17 protein-coding genes are annotated in these 16,975 nt (G+C 67.0%); 11 read left to right on the forward strand and 6 right to left on the reverse strand.

The window, feature by feature from the left end; translation table 11 throughout:
* Positions 1–49: 49 nt before the first annotated feature.
* The 5 genes from ACK41U_RS17220 to ACK41U_RS17240 form a co-directional block, all read right to left on the reverse strand.
* Positions 50–1,438, reverse strand: a complete 1,389-nt coding sequence (locus ACK41U_RS17220; protein WP_409682837.1) for a pyruvate dehydrogenase complex E1 component subunit beta — start codon at positions 1,436–1,438, stop codon at positions 50–52.
* A gap of 14 nt (positions 1,439–1,452) precedes the next feature.
* Positions 1,453–2,484, reverse strand: a complete 1,032-nt coding sequence (gene pdhA / locus ACK41U_RS17225; protein WP_409682840.1) for a pyruvate dehydrogenase (acetyl-transferring) E1 component subunit alpha — start codon at positions 2,482–2,484, stop codon at positions 1,453–1,455.
* 96 nt (positions 2,485–2,580) lie between these two features.
* Positions 2,581–2,874 carry an FtsB family cell division protein gene (locus ACK41U_RS17230; RefSeq protein ID WP_409682843.1) on the reverse strand — a complete coding sequence of 98 codons (294 nt, stop codon included), beginning with the start codon at positions 2,872–2,874 and terminating at the stop codon, positions 2,581–2,583.
* A gap of 75 nt (positions 2,875–2,949) precedes the next feature.
* Positions 2,950–3,729, reverse strand: a complete 780-nt coding sequence (locus ACK41U_RS17235) for a 23S rRNA (adenine(2030)-N(6))-methyltransferase RlmJ (RefSeq protein ID WP_409682846.1) — start codon at positions 3,727–3,729, stop codon at positions 2,950–2,952.
* Positions 3,730–4,370: 641 nt separating this feature from the next.
* The gene (locus ACK41U_RS17240) at positions 4,371–4,598 is read right to left on the reverse strand and encodes a DUF1127 domain-containing protein (protein WP_409682849.1); all 228 of its coding nucleotides are present in this window, start codon (positions 4,596–4,598) and stop codon (positions 4,371–4,373) included.
* 335 nt (positions 4,599–4,933) lie between these two features.
* Here ACK41U_RS17240 and ACK41U_RS17245 point away from each other — a divergent pair, with 335 nt between their 5' ends.
* Entirely contained in the window at positions 4,934–5,998 is a 1,065-nt protein-coding gene (locus ACK41U_RS17245; protein WP_409682851.1) for an Mrp/NBP35 family ATP-binding protein, read from the forward strand.
* 190 nt (positions 5,999–6,188) lie between these two features.
* On the opposite strand, the gene ACK41U_RS17250 is transcribed toward ACK41U_RS17245, so the two are convergent.
* A complete protein-coding gene (locus tag ACK41U_RS17250; RefSeq protein WP_409682854.1) occupies positions 6,189–6,500 on the reverse strand; it encodes a hypothetical protein in 312 nt (103 codons plus the stop codon).
* A gap of 149 nt (positions 6,501–6,649) precedes the next feature.
* Between ACK41U_RS17250 and ACK41U_RS17255 the strand changes: the two genes are divergently transcribed.
* From ACK41U_RS17255 to rplM, 10 genes are all read left to right on the forward strand, one after another.
* Positions 6,650–7,177, forward strand: a complete 528-nt coding sequence (locus ACK41U_RS17255; protein WP_409682856.1) for a division/cell wall cluster transcriptional repressor MraZ — start codon at positions 6,650–6,652, stop codon at positions 7,175–7,177.
* A 3-nt stretch (positions 7,178–7,180) separates the two neighbouring features.
* Complete coding sequence (gene rsmH, locus ACK41U_RS17260; RefSeq protein ID WP_409682859.1) at positions 7,181–8,173, forward strand: 16S rRNA (cytosine(1402)-N(4))-methyltransferase RsmH; 993 nt, start codon at positions 7,181–7,183, stop codon at positions 8,171–8,173.
* A complete protein-coding gene (locus ACK41U_RS17265) occupies positions 8,173–8,511 on the forward strand; it encodes a cell division protein FtsL (RefSeq protein ID WP_409682861.1) in 339 nt (112 codons plus the stop codon). The genes rsmH and ACK41U_RS17265 overlap by 1 nt, the downstream gene beginning before the upstream one ends.
* Positions 8,508–10,340 carry a peptidoglycan D,D-transpeptidase FtsI family protein gene (locus tag ACK41U_RS17270; protein ID WP_409682864.1) on the forward strand — a complete coding sequence of 611 codons (1,833 nt, stop codon included), beginning with the start codon at positions 8,508–8,510 and terminating at the stop codon, positions 10,338–10,340. Before ACK41U_RS17265 ends, ACK41U_RS17270 begins: the two co-directional genes overlap by 4 nt.
* Before the next feature lie 12 nt (positions 10,341–10,352).
* A complete protein-coding gene (locus ACK41U_RS17275) occupies positions 10,353–11,837 on the forward strand; it encodes a UDP-N-acetylmuramoyl-L-alanyl-D-glutamate--2,6-diaminopimelate ligase (protein WP_409682882.1) in 1,485 nt (494 codons plus the stop codon).
* On the forward strand, positions 11,834–13,207 hold the full coding sequence (gene murF / locus ACK41U_RS17280; protein ID WP_409682867.1) for a UDP-N-acetylmuramoyl-tripeptide--D-alanyl-D-alanine ligase: 1,374 nt from the start codon (positions 11,834–11,836) through the stop codon (positions 13,205–13,207). Before ACK41U_RS17275 ends, murF begins: the two co-directional genes overlap by 4 nt.
* A 4-nt stretch (positions 13,208–13,211) precedes the next feature.
* Positions 13,212–14,294 (forward strand): phospho-N-acetylmuramoyl-pentapeptide-transferase, encoded by a 1,083-nt coding sequence (gene mraY, locus ACK41U_RS17285; RefSeq protein ID WP_409682870.1) that lies wholly within the window; start codon positions 13,212–13,214, stop codon positions 14,292–14,294.
* A gap of 97 nt (positions 14,295–14,391) precedes the next feature.
* Positions 14,392–15,798: a UDP-N-acetylmuramoyl-L-alanine--D-glutamate ligase gene (gene murD / locus ACK41U_RS17290; RefSeq protein WP_409682873.1), complete on the forward strand. Its 1,407-nt coding sequence runs from the start codon at positions 14,392–14,394 to the stop codon at positions 15,796–15,798.
* A gap of 94 nt (positions 15,799–15,892) precedes the next feature.
* Entirely contained in the window at positions 15,893–16,336 is a 444-nt protein-coding gene (locus tag ACK41U_RS17295; RefSeq protein ID WP_409682876.1) for a PaaI family thioesterase, read from the forward strand.
* A 131-nt stretch (positions 16,337–16,467) separates the two neighbouring features.
* Positions 16,468–16,932: a 50S ribosomal protein L13 gene (gene rplM / locus ACK41U_RS17300; protein ID WP_409682879.1), complete on the forward strand. Its 465-nt coding sequence runs from the start codon at positions 16,468–16,470 to the stop codon at positions 16,930–16,932.
* The last annotated feature ends 43 nt before the right edge of the window (positions 16,933–16,975 follow it).

A 16,975-nucleotide genomic window follows, 5' to 3' on the forward strand; every position in this document is an offset into this window, starting at 1 on the left:
GGGGGACAGCGCGGGCATCAGGATTTCCGTGGGCATCGCGTTGCCTCCCTTACTTGTAGGTGACTTTTTTCACCGCCGCGACCACCTCGGCCGGGGTGATGAGGGCGTGCTTTTCAAGGTTCGCGGCATAGGGCATGGGCACGTCCTTGCCGGTGCAGTTGATGACGGGCGCGTCCAGATAGTCGAACGCATGTTCCATCACATAGGCCGAGATGTGGTTGCCGATGGCGCCGACCGGGAAGCCCTCTTCGACGGTCACAAGACGGTTGGTCTTCTGCACCGAGGCGATGATGCTGTCATAATCCAGCGGACGCAGGGTGCGCAGGTCGATCACCTCGGCCTCGATCCCGTCGGCGGCCAGCTTTTCGGCGGCTTCAAGCGCGTGCGACATGCCGATGCCAAAGCTGACGATGGTCACGTCGCTGCCCTGACGGGCGATGCGGGCCTTGCCGAAAGGCACGGTGTAGTCGGGCAGGTCCGGCACCTCGAAGCTGCGGCCATAGAGGATCTCGTTTTCCAGGAAGATCACCGGGTTCGGATCGCGGATCGCCTGTTTCAGCAGACCCTTGGCGTCGGCTGCGCTGTAGGGCATCACCACCTTGAGGCCGGGGATCGCGGCATAGAGGGCCGAAAAATCGTGGCTGTGCTGGGCGCCGACACGGGCGGCGGCGCCGTTGGGGCCGCGGAAGACGATCGGGCAACCCATCTGGCCGCCGGACATGTAAAGCGTCTTGGCCGCCGAGTTGATGATGTGGTCCAGCGCCTGCAGGGCGAAGTTGAAGGTCATAAACTCGACGATGGGGCGCAGACCGGCCAGCGCCGCGCCGGTGCCGATGCCGGCAAAGCCGATCTCGGAGATGGGGGTATCGACGACGCGGCGGGGGCCGAAGGTTTCCAGCAGGCCCTGGCTGATCTTGTAGGCGCCCTGATACTCGCCGACCTCTTCGCCCATCAGGAACACGGTGTCGTCGCGCTGCATTTCTTCGGCCATGGCCTCGCGCAGGGCTTCCCGCACGGTCATGGTCTTCATTTTGGTGCCCTCGGGCCAGTCCGGGGTGGTGTCGGGCTGCGGTGTCCTGACCTGTTCGACTGCCGAGGCGGCGGGCGTGTCGGCGGGCTTCTCTGCGGGTTTTTCTGCGGGCGCCTCGGATTTCGCTTCGGTCGGCGCGGCGGCGGGGGCGGCATCGGCCGATTCGCCCTCTTCGATCAGGATGGCGATGGCGGTGTTGACGGCGACGCCCTGCGTGCCCTCGGCGATCAGGATCTTGCCCATGATCCCCTCGTCCACAGCCTCGAATTCCATCGTGGCCTTGTCGGTCTCGATCTCGGCAAGGATGTCGCCGGATTTGACCGCGTCACCCTCTTTGACCAGCCATTTGGCCAGCGTGCCTTCCTCCATCGTGGGGGACAGGGCGGGCATCAGAATTTCGGTTGCCATGTGTCTAACCCCCCTCAGGCGTTTTCTTCGGCGCTGCCCTGCGGCAGTTCAGCGGCGTAAATGTCGGTCCACAGCTCGTCGAGCGAGGGTTCCGGGCTGTCCTTGGCGAATTCGGCCGAATCGTTGACGATTTCCTTGATCTCTTTGTCGATCGCCTTCAGCTCGTCATCGGTCGCGTGGCTGCCGGTCAGCAGCAGGTCGCGGATATTCTCGATCGGGTCACGCTCATCGCGCATCTTCTGGACCTCTTCGCGCGAGCGATACTTGGCCGGGTCCGACATCGAGTGGCCGCGATAGCGATAGGTCATCACTTCGAGGATATAGGGGCCCTTGCCCGCGCGGCAGTGCGCGACAGCCTTTTCGCCCGCCGCCTTGACGGCCAGAACGTCCATGCCATCGACCTGTTCGCCGGGAATGCCGAACGCCTCGCCGCGACCGTAAAGCGTGGTCGATTTGGTCGAGCGTTTGACCGACATGCCCATGGCATACTGGTTGTTCTCGATCACGAACACGACCGGCAGGTCCCACAGCTCGGCCATGTTATAGGTCTCGTAGACCTGACCCTGGTTGGCGGCGCCGTCACCGAAATAGGTGAAGGTGACATTGTCATTGCCCAGATACTTGTCGGCAAAGGCCAGACCGGCGCCAAGCGGCACCTGTGCCGCCACGATGCCGTGGCCGCCATAGAAATGCTTTTCGCGGCTGAACATGTGCATGCTGCCGCCCTTGCCCTTGGAATAGCCGTCCTGACGGCCGGTCAGCTCGGCCATGACGCCGCGCGCCTCCATGCCGCAGGCCAGCATATGGCCGTGGTCACGATAGCTGGTGATGCGCTTGTCGCCCTCTTTGGCGCAGGCTTCGAGGCCCACGACGACGGCCTCTTGCCCGATATAGAGGTGGCAGAAGCCACCGATCAGACCCATGCCATACAGCTGGCCGGCCTTTTCCTCGAATCTGCGGATCAGCAGCATGTCACGGTAATATTGCAGCAGCTCATCCTTGGAGACGTTCGAGGGCGCCTCCGTGGGGCTTGGTTTCCTGGCCATGCGGCACATCCTCCTGGAGCGTGGTCGGAATAGTTCAGCGTTAAACTATCCGTAGCGCATCCCCCGCAGGCGTGCAATCCCGCTGGCCGCGCGCCCCTAGTGCAGGATGATTTCGTCGGCGCGGATCAGCCCCAGCACGTCGCGTGCCCGTTCGTCCAGCAGGTCCAGATCGAGGTAATCGTCGGACAGGCGGCGGGTCAGGTTCTGCATCTGCGTGACCTCGGTGCGCAGCGCCTCGCGCTGGTCCTCCAGCTCGGCCATCTCGGATTCAAGCTGGATGCGGCGCAGGATGCCCGAGGGCCCCTGCACGGCGGCAAAGGCGAAATAGAGGCCAAGCGCGCCGGTCAGGATGATGAAGACGGTGGCGCCGATGGACAGGCGTTGGGACATGGCATTCACCTTGTTGCGGCGCCGGAGATGCGGCCGAATATGCCATAGCGGGGGCGGGCGGGGAATCCCCCGCGACTACCGATGCGCGGCGAAAAGGTCGTGCAGGCGCGCGGCCTCATCGGTCAGGCCCCAGGGCGGGTTGAGGATGAACATGCCCGAGCCCGCCATCGCGTGCCCCTCGCGCAGCGGCGCAAAGCGGACCTCGGAGGACAGCGCGTCGGGATGGGCGCCGCGCAGTTCGGCGGTCATCTCCAGATGCCGGTTGTCGGTCAGGATCGGATACCACAGCGCTATCACGCCCACGTTCCATTTGCGCGCGATCAGGCCGATCTGGCGGGGAATCGTGGCATAGTCGGATTTGACCTCGTAGCTGGGGTCGATCAGCAGCATGCCCCGGCGCGGGGTCGGCGGGCACAGGGCCTGCGCCATCTCGAACCCGTCGCGGTGGTGCAGGGCGGCGAATCCCGCGACATCGCGCAGCGCGGCATATTCGGCCGGGTGCAGCTCGGCCAGCTGGGCGCGGTCCTCGAATCGCAGGAAATGGGCGGCGATCAGTGGCGATCCGGGATAGGCCAGCGGGCCGCGCACGGCGCGGATCGCGTCCAGCGCCCGGATCAGCGGGTGATCGGCAGGCAGCCAGCCCTCGGCCAGTGCGCGGCGGATGCCGGCGAGGGCCTCGCCGGTGCGGGCGGCCTCGGGGCTGTCCAGCCGGTAGAGGCCGCGCCCGGCATGGGTTTCCAGATAGGTGAGGGGTTTGTCTTTCCGCGTCAGGTAATCCAGCGCCGTCGCAAGCAGCGCGTGCTTGTGCAGATCGGCGAGGTTTCCGGCGTGATAGGCGTGTTGATATGACAGCATGGCCCGCTTTAGCGCGGCTGCGGGCGGCGGGAAAGCGTCAATCCGCGCGGGGCCCTCTGACTGTTGCAGGGGAATGCGGTTCCGGTGGGGGGTAAAGCGAAACGCGGCGGCATCCCAGGGAGGAGGAGGGGGATGCCGCCGCTGAACGCTGGCCCAGGGAGGAGGGAGGGGCCGCGTTTAAGTGCGGTTCGGCCAGGGAGGAGGAGGGGCCAGAACCGCGCACAGGGGATCAGGGAGGAGGAGGATCCCCTGCACATCGGGTTGCCGCAGATGGGGCGGCTATGAGGACGGCGGCGACCCAGGGAGGAGGAGGGGGTCGCCGCCAAACGCTGGCCCAGGGAGGAGGAGGGGCCGCGTAAGGGTGCGGTTCGGGCCGGGGAGGAGGAGAGGCCTAAACCGCGCGCAAAGATCTGAGGGAGGAGGAGGACCTCTGCGCATCCGGTTGCCGCAAATGGGGCGGCTATGTTCTTTGTGCGGCGACCCCGGGGAGGAGGAGGGGGCCGCCGCCTGGCGCCAGAACCTGAGGGAGGAGGTTCGGTCCCGGCGCTGTCTTTGGGCGGCATCCCCAGGGAGGAGGAGGGGGGATGCCGCCGTTCCGGGGGCCCAGGGAGGAGGAGGGGCCGTCGGAATGGGAATGTCTTTTACTTCGCTGCGCCCCAGGCCGCTTCCTGAGCCAGACGGGTGATCATCGAGCGATTGATCCCCAGATCGTCAAGATCGCGGGTGGTGAGGGCATTGAGTTCACGGACCGTCTGGCGGTAGACTGCGCGGCGTGCGCGGTTTTCCTGCATCCGCTGGATCGCGCCGAACAGGCGGCCACGCAGGCCAGCGTCGGCGGTGGTGTTCAGAGCATGAGCGATAACAGCCATGGTCGTTTCCTTTCGTCTCGTCTGGTGCCGTTCCCGGATTGGCCCGGCGCCTTTCGTTGGATTGAAGATGGACCTTCTGCCGCGTTTGCACAACGCACGGTTTGGGAATGCTGCCATGCAGCAAATGCATGACTAAGGCTGACCTATTCTGGATTTCGGCGCTGATAACATGACACAATATTGAACCGTTACATTCGTTAACGGTAACGCCGCGACCGCAAAATCCCAAGGATTGAAGGCGCTTAGCAGGGCTTTGGGCGCATTGTCGCAGGGGGCATTGAGGCCGTGCCCGCCATGGGTCATGCTGCGCGCCGAAACAGTCACGGAAGCGTCACATGTCGAACACCCGCGAAGATGTCCTTAAGGAAATCGCCGATATCGGCTTGCCACAGGGCGGATCGCTTGGTCAGGCGGACCTGATCCGGGCCGTCACGGTCGAATCCGGGGTGGTGCGATTCGTGCTGGAGGTGGCGGATGCGCAGGCCGCCCGCGCCATGGCCCCGGTCGAGGCCGAGGCGCGCGCCCGGCTGCTGCGCCTGCCCGATGTGCGCGACGTGCAGATCGTCATGACCGCACCGGCTGCGGCGCAGGCGGCGCCCTCGCTGAAGATCGGCGGGCATGCGAAGCCGCAGGCCGGGCCGCAGGCGATCCCCGGAGTGCGCCATATCCTTGCCATCGGTTCGGGCAAGGGCGGCGTGGGGAAATCCACCGTCACCTCGAACCTTGCGGTGGCGCTGGCGCGGGCAGGGCGCAAGGTCGGGCTGCTGGACGCTGATATATACGGACCCTCGCAGCCGCGCATGATGGGGATCACCGGACGGCCCGCCAGCCCGGACGGGCAGCGGATCGAGCCGCTGCACGCGCATGGTGTCACGGTCATGTCGATCGGGCTGATGCTGAAAGAGGGCGAGGCGGTCGTCTGGCGCGGCCCGATGCTGATGGGCGCGATGCAGCAGATGCTGCAGCAGGTGAACTGGGGCGAGCTGGACGTGCTGCTGATCGACCTGCCGCCGGGCACGGGCGATGTGCAGCTGTCGTTGTGCCAGAAGGCGCCGGTGACGGGGGCGATCATCGTCTCGACCCCGCAGGACGTGGCGCTGCTGGATGCGCGCCGCGCCATCGACATGTTCGGCAAGCTGAAAACCCCGGTGCTGGGCCTGATCGAGAACATGTCGACTTATATTTGCCCCAAATGCGGTCACGAGGCACATCTGTTCGGTCATGGCGGCGTGGCAGCCGAAGCGCAGGCGCTGGGGTTGCCCTTTCTGGGAGCGCTGCCGCTGGAACTGGAGACGCGGCTGGCGGGGGATTCGGGGCGCCCGGTCGCGCTGGGTGAGGGCGCGACCTCGGACGCCTTTGCGCATCTGGCCGACCGGCTGATCGCCGGGGGCATGGCCTGACCGCGCGACCCGGTGACGGGAATTCGCGGGACGTCAGGGAATGCACGGGAATGAGCGCCAGACACCTCTCGCTGCCGTGATTCGACGTGAGCATCTGCTGCAAGATCGGCGGCGGAATTCTGCGCATTCTGCTTGACTGTCGGCGAATCGTGGCGCCTGTGCCGCAGCAGGCGGTTTTCTGCTACGCGGGTTATTCCCCCAGATCTAGTGGCTTTGGCGGGTTCTGCGCATACACATTGACGAAAATGCGGTTTTGCATGCGGATTCGGCAGTCATCTGCGTGGCCCGACAGAATTTTCCGCACAGGTGCAAGGGGAAGAATTCCGTTGCTTCCCGTAAATTCCCATGCGACAACGAACTCACGAAAACGGGCAGTAAGTACGGGGCGGAAGACCCCGGCGAAGGCGAAGCAGGCTTCATACAGGCATCCGTTTTCCAATAGTGATCCGCCCGCGCGTGCGAGCAGCACCTCCCCCAGGGTGGCGCGTGACAGGGCGGACAACCAAACCCCGTAAAGGGGCCCGGTAACGGGAACGAGGGCGGCGGATCGGGCAGTGGCAGCGGCCCGATCCGCCCTTTCTCTTTCAGGGGTCCGTCTGCGGGCGGTGCGTTCTGGGGCGAAAGAAACGGGACAGTGAGGGGCGGCACCACGTGGCGCGTAAGTTCAGGGGCACCGAACAGGTCAAGGTCGATGGCAAGGGTCGCATGTCGATTCCCGCCCGGCTGCGGCGCGTGTTCGACGCGGGCGACCCCGGATTCACCTCGTCCAGCGCCGGTCGCACGCAGCTTGTCGCCGTCTATGGCCCCGACTGGTGGAACTGGATCGAGCTGTACAGCATCGAGGCCATCGAAGAGATCGACGAACAGATCGACCGCCTGCCGCGCGGCAGCCAGGAACGCCGCTGGCTGGAGCTGCTGATGAACGGACAATCCACCGACCTTGAGATCGACCGCGAGGGGCGTCTGGTCCTGCCGCTGAAGCTGCGCGAAAAGCTGGGCTTTGCCGAGGGCACCGAGACGGTGTTCGAATCGCGCGGCGACTATGTGCAGGTCTATCACCCCGACGAACGCCCCAAGGATGTGCAGGCGCTGGAGGATTTCGCCGCCAGCCATGGCCCCGATTTCGATCCGCGCGCCTTCCTGCAACGGTCGGGCGCCCAACAGCAGGGCGAGGGGTAGCCCGTGGCTGACCCGCATATTCCCGTTCTGCTGAATCCGCTGCTCAGGGCGGTCGAACCCGTCTCGGGCGTCTGGGCCGATGGCACCTTTGGTGCGGGCGGCTATGCGCGCGGGCTGCTGGCGGCGGGCGCGGCGCAGGTCATCGGCATCGACCGCGATCCCAGCGTGTTCCGGATGGCCGCAGACTGGGCGGCGCCCTTTGGCGACCGGCTGCGGCTGGTCGAGGGCACGTTTTCGGATCTGGACCGGCTGGCCGGTCAGCCGCTGGACGGGGTGGTGCTGGATCTGGGCGTCAGTTCGATGCAGCTGGATCAGGCCGAGCGGGGGTTTTCCTTCATGCGCGACGGGCCGCTGGACATGCGGATGGGCGGCGATGTGCCCTCGGCCGCCGACCTGCTGAACAGCGCGGATGAGGCCGAGATCGCGGATGTGCTGTATCATTACGGCGAAGAGCGCGCGGCGCGGCGGATTGCGCGGGCGATTGTCGCGGCGCGGCCGCTGTCGCGCACTGCCGAACTGGCCCAGATCGTGGCGGGCTGTCTGCCGCGCCCCAAGCCGAACCAGAGCCATCCGGCGACGCGCAGCTTTCAGGCGATCCGCATCTGGGTGAATGACGAATTCGGCCAGCTGGTCGCGGGGCTGTCGGCGGCGGAACGGGCGCTGAAGCCGGGCGGCAAGCTGGCGGTGGTCAGCTTTCATTCGCTGGAGGACCGGATCGTCAAGCGCTTCCTGCAGGCGCGCGCCGATGCGGGCGGCGGCGGCAACCGCTATGCGCCGGTGCAGGCCGAGGTGGCACCCGCCTTCACGCTGCCGTTCCGCCGCGCGATCGGCGCCGATGACGACGAGCTGGACGGCAACCCGCGTGCGCGCTCGGCCTTGCTGCGGGTGGGGGTGCGGACGGATGCGCCTGCGGGCACGGTGGATGCGGGCGCATTGGCGATGCCGCAACTGCCGGGGGCGAAGGCCGGAACGCGGCCGGGACGGGGGGCGCGCTGATGCGGTCGCTGACCTATCTGGGTTGCGTGTTTCTGGTGATGGGGCTGGCCTTCTGGGCCTATCGCGAGAATTACGCGACGCAGGCGGCGATGGGCGAGATGTCGCAACTGCGCCGCGAGATTGCGGGCCTGCGCGACGAGCTGGGCATTCTGCGGGCCGAATGGGCCTATCTGAACCGGCCCGAACGCCTGCGCGAACTGGTCGATCTGAATTTCGAGCGGTTGCAGCTGGTGCCGGTCGAATCGGGGCAGGTGCTGGACCTGCGCCATATCGACTATCCCAAACCGCCGCCGCCGCCCGAATCTGACGATGAAACCGAAACGGAGTCTCAGCCATGATCCGCACGCCTCTGCGCCCTCTGGCCCGCATTCTTCGTGCCCGCGAACGCGGCGAAAACCCCGATGACATCGAGGCCGAGAACCGCCGCCGCCGCCATGAAGAGATCCAGGCCCGCGCCCATCGCCGCGCCGAGGGGCGGCTGGTGCTGATGGCGGGGCTGTTTGCCATGGCCTTTGCCACGGTGGGGGTGCGCATGGGGGCGCTGGCCTCCAGCCAGCCCTCCGAGCCGCGCGCCGAGGTGCTGTCGGCGCAGATCATGTCGCAGCGCGCCGACATTACCGACCGGCGGGGCCGGGTGCTGGCCACCAACCTGCTGACGCATTCGGTCTATGCCCATCCGCATCAGATGGTCGATCCGGCCGGCGCCGCGCAGGGTCTGGCGCGGATCTTTCCCGATCTGGATGCCGAGCGGCTGACCCGCATGTTCACCGACGGCCGCAAGTTCATGTGGATCAAGCGCAAGATCAGCCCCGAACAGATGCAGGCCGTCCATGATCTGGGCGAGCCGGGGCTGCTGTTCGGCCCGCGCGAGATGCGCGTCTATCCCAATGGCGATGTGGCCAGCCATATCCTCGGCGGCTCGGGGTTCGGCAATGAGGGGGTGAACAGCGCCGAGGTGATCGGCGTCGCGGGGGTCGAGAAGGCCTTTGACGCCTGGCTGCGCGATCCGGCCAATGACGGCGCGCCGCTGGCCCTGTCGATCGACCTGACCGTGCAGCAGGCGATGGAGGATGTGCTGTGGACCGGCATGAACGTCATGAACGCCAAGGGCGCGACCGGCATTCTGATGGAGGTCAAGACCGGCGAGATCGTCGCCATGGCCAGCCTGCCCGATTTCGACCCCAATGACCGCCCGCGTCCGCTGCTGACCGGCGAGCCCTCGGACAGCCCGCTGTTCAACCGCGCGGTGCAGGGGCAATACGAGCTGGGCTCGACCTTCAAGATATTCCCTGTCGCGCAGGCGCTGGATCTGGGGCTGGTCAACCCCTCGACCGGCATCAATGCGGCGGCGCCGATGCGGATCGGGCGCTTTCTGATCAACGATTTCCACAATTATGGCCGCGAGCTGAGCGTCACCGATGTCATCGTGAAATCCTCGAACGTGGCGACCGTGCGGATCGCGCAGATGATCGGTGTCGAGCGGCAGAAGGATTTTCTGGAAAAGCTGGGCATGTTCGCGCCCACCTCGGTCGAGATGGTCGAGGCGCCGACCGGCCAGCCGATCGTGCCGCAACGCTGGCCCGCCGTCACCTCGGCCACGGTCAGCTTTGGTCACGGTCTGGCGGCCAGCCCGCTGCATCTGGCGGCGGCCTATGCGACGATTGCCAATGGCGGGCGGGTCGTTTCGCCCACGCTGGTGCATGGCCGTCAGCGCCCCGAGGGTGAGCAGGTGCTGTCGCCCCGCGCCGCCGCCATGGCGGTGGACATGCTGCGGCAGGTGGTGACGCGCGGCACCGCGCGCGGCGCCGAGGTGCCCGGATACGAGATCGCGGGCAAGACCGGCACCGCCGACAAGCCCCGCTCGTCCGGGGGGTATTACAAGAACCGGGTGATCGCGGCCTTTGCCGCCGTGTTTCCGGCCAGCGACCCCGAATATGTGCTGATCGTCGCGCTGGACGAGCCGACCAGCCGCAACGCCAATGGCGTGGAAAGCCGCACGGCGGGCACGACTGCCGTGCCGGTCGCCGCCGAACTGGTGCGCCGGATCGGCCCGCTGCTGGGGCTGGAGCCGAAAACCGACGAAATCCTGCCGACGATCGCGCCGCGCTTTCAGCCGCGTGTTGAACCCGGCGAAGAGGCTGGGGTAAGGCTCGTCGCAAATCAATGACGGGTGGTTGAGGTGGATCAGGGCAAGGTAACGCTGACGCAGCTGGGGCTGCGCTCAAGGGACGGGCGCGACCCGGTCATCACGGGCCTGTCGCTGGACAGCCGCACGGTCCGGCCCGGCCATCTGTTCGCGGCCTTGCCCGGATCGGCGGTCCACGGGGCCGAATTCATCACCTATGCGATCCGCATGCAGGCCGGCGCCGTGCTGACCGACCGCAAGGGCGCCGAGATCGCGGCGGACGCGCTGGCGGGCTGGGACGGTGCGCTGGTCGTGGCCGAGGATGCGCGCGCAGCCCTTGCCGGGGCCGCCGCCCTGTGGTTCCGCGATCAGCCCGCCCATACCGTCGCCGTCACCGGCACCAGCGGCAAGACCAGCGTCGCCAGCTTTACCCGCCAGATCTGGCAGGCGTTGGGCCTCAGCGCGATCAGCCTTGGCACGATGGGGGTCGAGGGCGATTTCCACGCCAAACTGGCCCATACCACGCCCGATTCCCTGACCCTGCACCGCGTTCTGGCCGAGGCCGCGCAGGCGGGCGTCACCCATGCCGCGATGGAGGCATCGTCGCACGGTCTGGACCAGCGCCGCCTTGACGGGGTGCGGATCGAGGCTGCGGCGTTTACCAATCTCAGCCAGGATCATCTGGACTACCACGCCGATTTCGACGCCTATTTCGCCGCCAAGGCCCTGCTGTTCAACCATATCCTTCAGGAAGGTGCCGCGGCGGTCATCAACACCGACAGTCTGCGCGGGCGTCAGATGGCCGATATTGCCACCGACCGGGGGCTTGCGCTGACCACGGTGGGGCAGGCCGACGGAGCGATGCTGCGGATTCTGGGCCAGCGGTTCGATGCGACTGGGCAGGATCTGCGCTTTTCGGTGATGGGGCAGGCGCATCTGGTCCGTCTGCCGCTGATCGGCGGCTTTCAGGCCGAGAATGTGCTGGCCGCGATGGGGCTGTGCCTGGCCTCGGGCTGCGCGGCGGATGCGATCATCGGCGTGCTGCCGCAGCTTTCGACCGTGCGCGGACGGATGCAGCTGGCCGCGCAGCGCGCCAATGGCGCGGCGGTGTTTGTCGATTACGCGCACAAGCCCGGCGCGGTGATCGCGGCGCTGCAATCGCTGCGCCCGCATGTGATGGGGCGGATCATCTGCGTGATCGGCGCGGGCGGCGACCGCGACCGGGGCAAGCGCCCGCTGATGGGCGAGGCTGCGCGCCTCTATGCCGATCATGTCATCGTCACCGACGACAACCCCCGCAGCGAAGACCCCGCCCTGATCCGCGCCGCCGTGCTGGAGGGCGCCGGCCCCGAGGCCCGCGAGGTGGCCGACCGGGCCGAGGCGATCCTGCGCGGCGTCGATGCGCTGCAACCGGGCGACGCGCTGCTGATCGCGGGCAAGGGGCATGAGACGGGCCAGATCATCGGCAGCGATGTCTATCCCTTTGACGACGCCGAACAGGCCTCGGTCGCGGTCGCGGCGCTGGACGGCGTGATATGACCGTGCTGTGGACTGCGGCCAATGCCGCTGCCGCCACGGCTGGCCGCGCACAGGGCGGTTGGGCCGCGACGGGTGTGTCGATCGACACGCGCACGATCCGGCCCGGCGATCTGTTCGTGGCCCTGCAGGCCGCGCGCGACGGGCATGATTTCGTGGCGCAGGCGCTGGCCGCCGGGGCCGCCGCCGCGCTGGTCAGCCGCATCCCCGAGGGCGTGGCCGCCGATGCGCCACTGCTGATCGTGGCGGATGTGCTGGCGGGGCTTGAGGCGCTTGGCCGCGCGGGCCGCGCCCGGATGGGCGGGCGCGTGATCGCCATCACCGGCTCGGTCGGCAAGACCTCGACCAAGGATATGGCGCGGGCGGCTTTGGCCGGGCAGGGCCGGATCCATGCCGCCGAGGCCAGCTATAACAACCATTGGGGCGTGCCGCTGACGCTGGCGCGGATGCCCGCCGAGACCGATGTCGCGATCATCGAGATCGGCATGAGCCACCCCGGAGAGATCGCGCCGCTGGCCCGCATGGCCCGCCCGCATGTGGCGCTGATCACCACGGTCGGCGCCGCCCATCTGGAGGCCTTCGGCGCCATCGACGGCATCGCCCGCGAAAAGGGCGCAATTTTTCAGGGGCTGGAGCCTGTCGGCACCGCGATCCTGCCCGAAGACCTGCCCGTGACCCAGATCCTGCGCGACTGCGCCGATGCGGCGGGGGCGGTCGTGGTCGGTTTCGGCAAGGACGGCATGTCGCGTCCGCTGAAAACCGTGGCTCACGATGGCGCGCTGTCCTGCCACGCCCGCATTCTGGGCGAGACGGTCAGCTTCACGCTGGCCACGACCGGGCAGCATTTCGTGATGAATGCGGTGGGCGTGCTGACCGCACTGGCCGCGGCCGGCGCCGATCTGGCGCAGGCCGCGCGGGCTTTGGGCGACTGGCAGCCCGCCCGCGGGCGCGGCGCGGTTCAGGCTCTGGGCGCGATCCGCCTGATCGACGACAGCTTCAACGCCAACCCGGCCTCGATGTCGGCGGGGCTGGCGATGCTGGCCGGGCTGACCGGCGGGCGCCGGGTGGCGGTGCTGGGCGACATGCTGGAACTGGGCGACGAAGAACTGGCGCTGCATATGGCGCTGGCCTCTGACCCGGCGATGGCCTCGGTCGATCTGGTCCACAGCGCCGGGCCACGGATGCACCACCTGCATCAGGCGCTGCCCGAGACGCGCCGGGGCCTCTGGGCCGAGACGGCTGCGGGGCTGGCGGCGCAGGCGGCGCGGCTGACAGCGCCCGGAGACATCGTTCTGGTGAAGGGCTCGAAGTCCTCGCAGATTTCGGCGGTTGTGGACGCGCTGCGCGCGCACGCCGCCCAAGACAAGGAATAACGCCATGCTCTATTGGCTCAGCAGCCTGTCCGAGGGCGGGGACATCTTCAACCTGTTCCGCTACATCACCTTTCGCGCCGGTGCGGCCTTCTTCACGGCGCTGTTCTTCGGTTTCATCTTTGGCGGGCCGATGATCAGCTACCTGCGGCGGGTGCAGAAAAAGGGCCAGCCGATCCGCGATGACGGCCCCGCAAGCCATCTGTCCAAGGCGGGCACGCCCACGATGGGCGGCATCCTGATCCTGTCGGCGCTGCTGGTCTCGACCCTGCTCTGGGCGCGGCTGGACAATGGCTATGTCTGGATCGTGCTGCTGGTGACGGCGGGCTTTGCGGCGATCGGATTCGCCGACGATTACGCCAAGGTGACCAAGCACAACACCAAGGGCGTCAGTTCGCGCATCCGCATGGGGCTGGGGCTGCTGATCGCGGCGGCGGCGGCGGTGGCGGCGGCCATGCTGCACCCCGAGGGGCTGACCCTCCAGCTGGCGCTGCCGGTCTTCAAGGATGTGCTGGTCAATCTGGGCTGGATGTTCGTGCCCTTTGCGATGATCGTGATCGTGGGCTCGGCCAATGCGGTGAACCTGACCGACGGGCTGGACGGGCTGGCGATCATGCCGGTGATGATCGCGGCGGGCACGCTTGGCGTCATCGCCTATACGGTCGGGCGCGTCGATTTCACCGAATATCTGGGCGTCCACCACGTCCCCGGCACCGGCGAGATCCTGATCTTCGTCGCGGCCCTGATCGGCGGCGGCCTTGGGTTCCTGTGGTATAACGCCCCCCCGGCGGCGGTCTTCATGGGCGATACCGGCAGCCTGGCCCTCGGCGGCGCGCTTGGCGCCATCGCGGTCGTGACCAAGCACGAGATCGTCCTGGCCATCGTCGGCGGCCTCTTCGTGGTCGAGGCCATGTCGGTCATCATTCAGGTGCTGTATTTCAAACGCACCGGCAAACGCGTCTTCCTGATGGCGCCGATCCACCACCATTTCGAGAAAAAGGGCTGGGGCGAGGCGCAGATCGTGATCCGCTTCTGGATCATCGCCCTGATCCTGGCGCTGATCGGCCTTGCCACACTCAAGCTGCGCTGATCTTTGCTTTGGTCGTCAAATATCCTCGGGGGTCCGGGGGCAGACAGCCCCCGGCCTCCCGGTCGCGCCCGACCTGTCAATAAAAGGAAACCCGCCCATGATTCCCGTCCAAGGCGTCGAACACCAGACCATCGCCGTTCTGGGCCTTGGCCGCTCGGGCCGGGCCACGGTGGCCGCGCTGGCGGCGGGCGGCGCGCGGGTCATCGCCTGGGATGACGGTCAGGACACCCGCGAGACCGCCGGGGCGGAAGGGATCGACATCGTCGACCTGTCCCGCGATGCGGCCTGGTCCGGGGTGGCCGCGCTGATCGTCAGCCCCGGCATCCCGCATCTCTATCCCCGCCCGCATCCGGTGATTGCCGCGGCCTATGCGCGCGGCGTGCCGGTCGACAATGACATCGGCCTGTTCTTTCGCAGCTATGCGACGCCGGACTGGGATCAGTTCGACCGCGCCCCCCGCGTGATCGCGGTGACCGGGTCCAACGGCAAATCGACCACGACCGCACTGATCCACCATATCCTGACCGAAACCGGGCGCCCCGCGCAGATGGGCGGCAATATCGGCACCGGCGTTCTGTCGCTGGAACCCGCGATCGACGCTGAGGTGATGGTGCTGGAACTGTCGAGCTATCAGACCGACCTTGCCCGCGCCCTGACCCCCGATGTCGCGGTGTTCACCAACCTGTCGCCGGATCATCTGGACCGCCATGCGGGCCTTGGCGGCTATTTCGCCGCCAAGCGCCGGCTCTTCGCCGAGGGCGGCCCCGACCGCGCCGTGATCGGTGTGGATGAGGCCGAGGGGGGCTATCTGGCCAATCAACTGGCCATGGGCCCCGCAGATGACCGGGTGATCCGCATCTCGTCCGGGCAAAAGCTGGATCAGACGGCCTGGTCGGTCTTTGCCCGCAAGGGGTTCCTGTCGGAATATCGCAAGGGGCGGCAGGCGGGGTCCATCGACCTGCGCGCGGTGCCGGGTCTGCCCGGCGCGCATAACCATCAGAACGCCTGCGCCGCCTATGCCGCCTGCCGCGCGGTGGGCATTTCCCCGCGCGAGATCGAGGCGGCGTTTCACAGCTTCAAGGGTCTGCCGCATCGCAGCCAGCTGGTCGCCGAGATCGGCGGCGTGCGCTATGTCAACGATTCCAAGGCCACCAATACCGATGCCGCCGCCAAGGCGCTGCAGGCCTTTGAGCGGATCCGCTGGATCGCCGGGGGGCTGGGCAAGGAGGGCGGCATCGCCGCGCTGGCGCCGCATCTGGGCCAGGTCACCAAGGCCTATCTGATCGGCCATTCGGCCCGCGATTTCGCGCTGGAGATCGGGCAGCTGCCGCATGAGGTGCTGGAGACCATGTCCGATGCCGTCGCCCGCGCCGCCGCCGAGGCGCAGCCGGGCGAGACGGTGCTGCTGGCTCCTGCGGCGGCCAGTTTCGATCAGTATCCCAATTTCGAGAAGCGCGGCGAGGATTTCGTCCGTCTGGTCGAGGCGCTTGCTGCGCGCGGGTAGGGGGCTGTCTGCCCCCGTCGCCGTTCCGGCGACTCCCCCGAGGATATTTGGGTGAAGAAGAAGCGGGTGACCGGGCGCTGCATGGGGAGACGGCATGACGATCAGGATGGATGCGGCGGCGCTGAATGCGTTTCTGGGCACGGAGTTTCCGCAGGTTGCAGCCAGCTACCGAGTCGAGGCCGCGGATGAGGCGCGGCTGATCGCCCGGCTGGTCGTGGATGAGACGCATCTGCGGCCCGGCGGCACGGTCAGCGGGCCGTCCATGTTCGCGCTGGCGGATCTGGCGATCTACTGCACGATCCTGTCGCGGATCGGGCCTGTTGCGCTGGCGGTGACGACCAATGCCTCGATCGACTTCATGCGCAAGCCTGCGGCGGGGCGCGATCTGCTGGCCGAGTGCCGGTTGCTGAAGCTGGGCCGCAGTCTGGCGGTCGCGGAGGCCCTGATCCGGTCGGAGGGCGCGCAGGACGCGGTCGCGCGCTGTTCCATGACCTATTCGATTCCGCCGAAAGAGCAGGTTTCCGGGGTTCTGGAGTAAGGTATTTAAATACCTAATTTATAGAGCAATGATTCTGAACGATTTATTCAGGGGGTGCTGGCTTGACCTGCGCGGCCTCCTGCCGGATATACGCATATCTCGAATACACACGACCCTGAAGGGGACGACCAATGAAGACCTATACCGCGAAACCGGCGGAGATCGAGAAGAAGTGGATCCTGATCGACGCCGAGGGCGTCGTTCTGGGCCGCCTCGCCACGATCGTCGCCAGCCGCCTGCGCGGCAAGCACAAGCCCACCTTCACGCCGCACATGGATATGGGCGACAATGTCATCATCATCAACGCCGACAAGGTGCAGATGACCGGCAACAAGCGTGACGACAAGAAATACTACTGGCACACCGGCCATCCGGGCGGCATCAAGCACCGGACTGCCCGCCAGATCCTGGAAAGCGCCCATCCCGAGCGCGTGGTGATCAAGGCCGTCGAGCGGATGATCAGCCGCAACAAGCTGGGCAAGCAGCAGATGACCAATCTGCGCGTCTATGCCAGCGCCGAGCATCCGCATGAGGCCCAGCAGCCCGAGGTTCTGGACGTGAAAGTCCTGAACAAGAAAAACACCCGGAGCGCATGATCATGGCCGAAGACATCAAAACTCTCGACGATCTGAAATCGGT

Origin of the sequence: Paracoccus sp. (in: a-proteobacteria) (assembly GCF_046289755.1) — a bacterium.
In the GTDB taxonomy this organism is placed as follows: Bacteria; Pseudomonadota; Alphaproteobacteria; order Rhodobacterales; family Rhodobacteraceae; genus Paracoccus.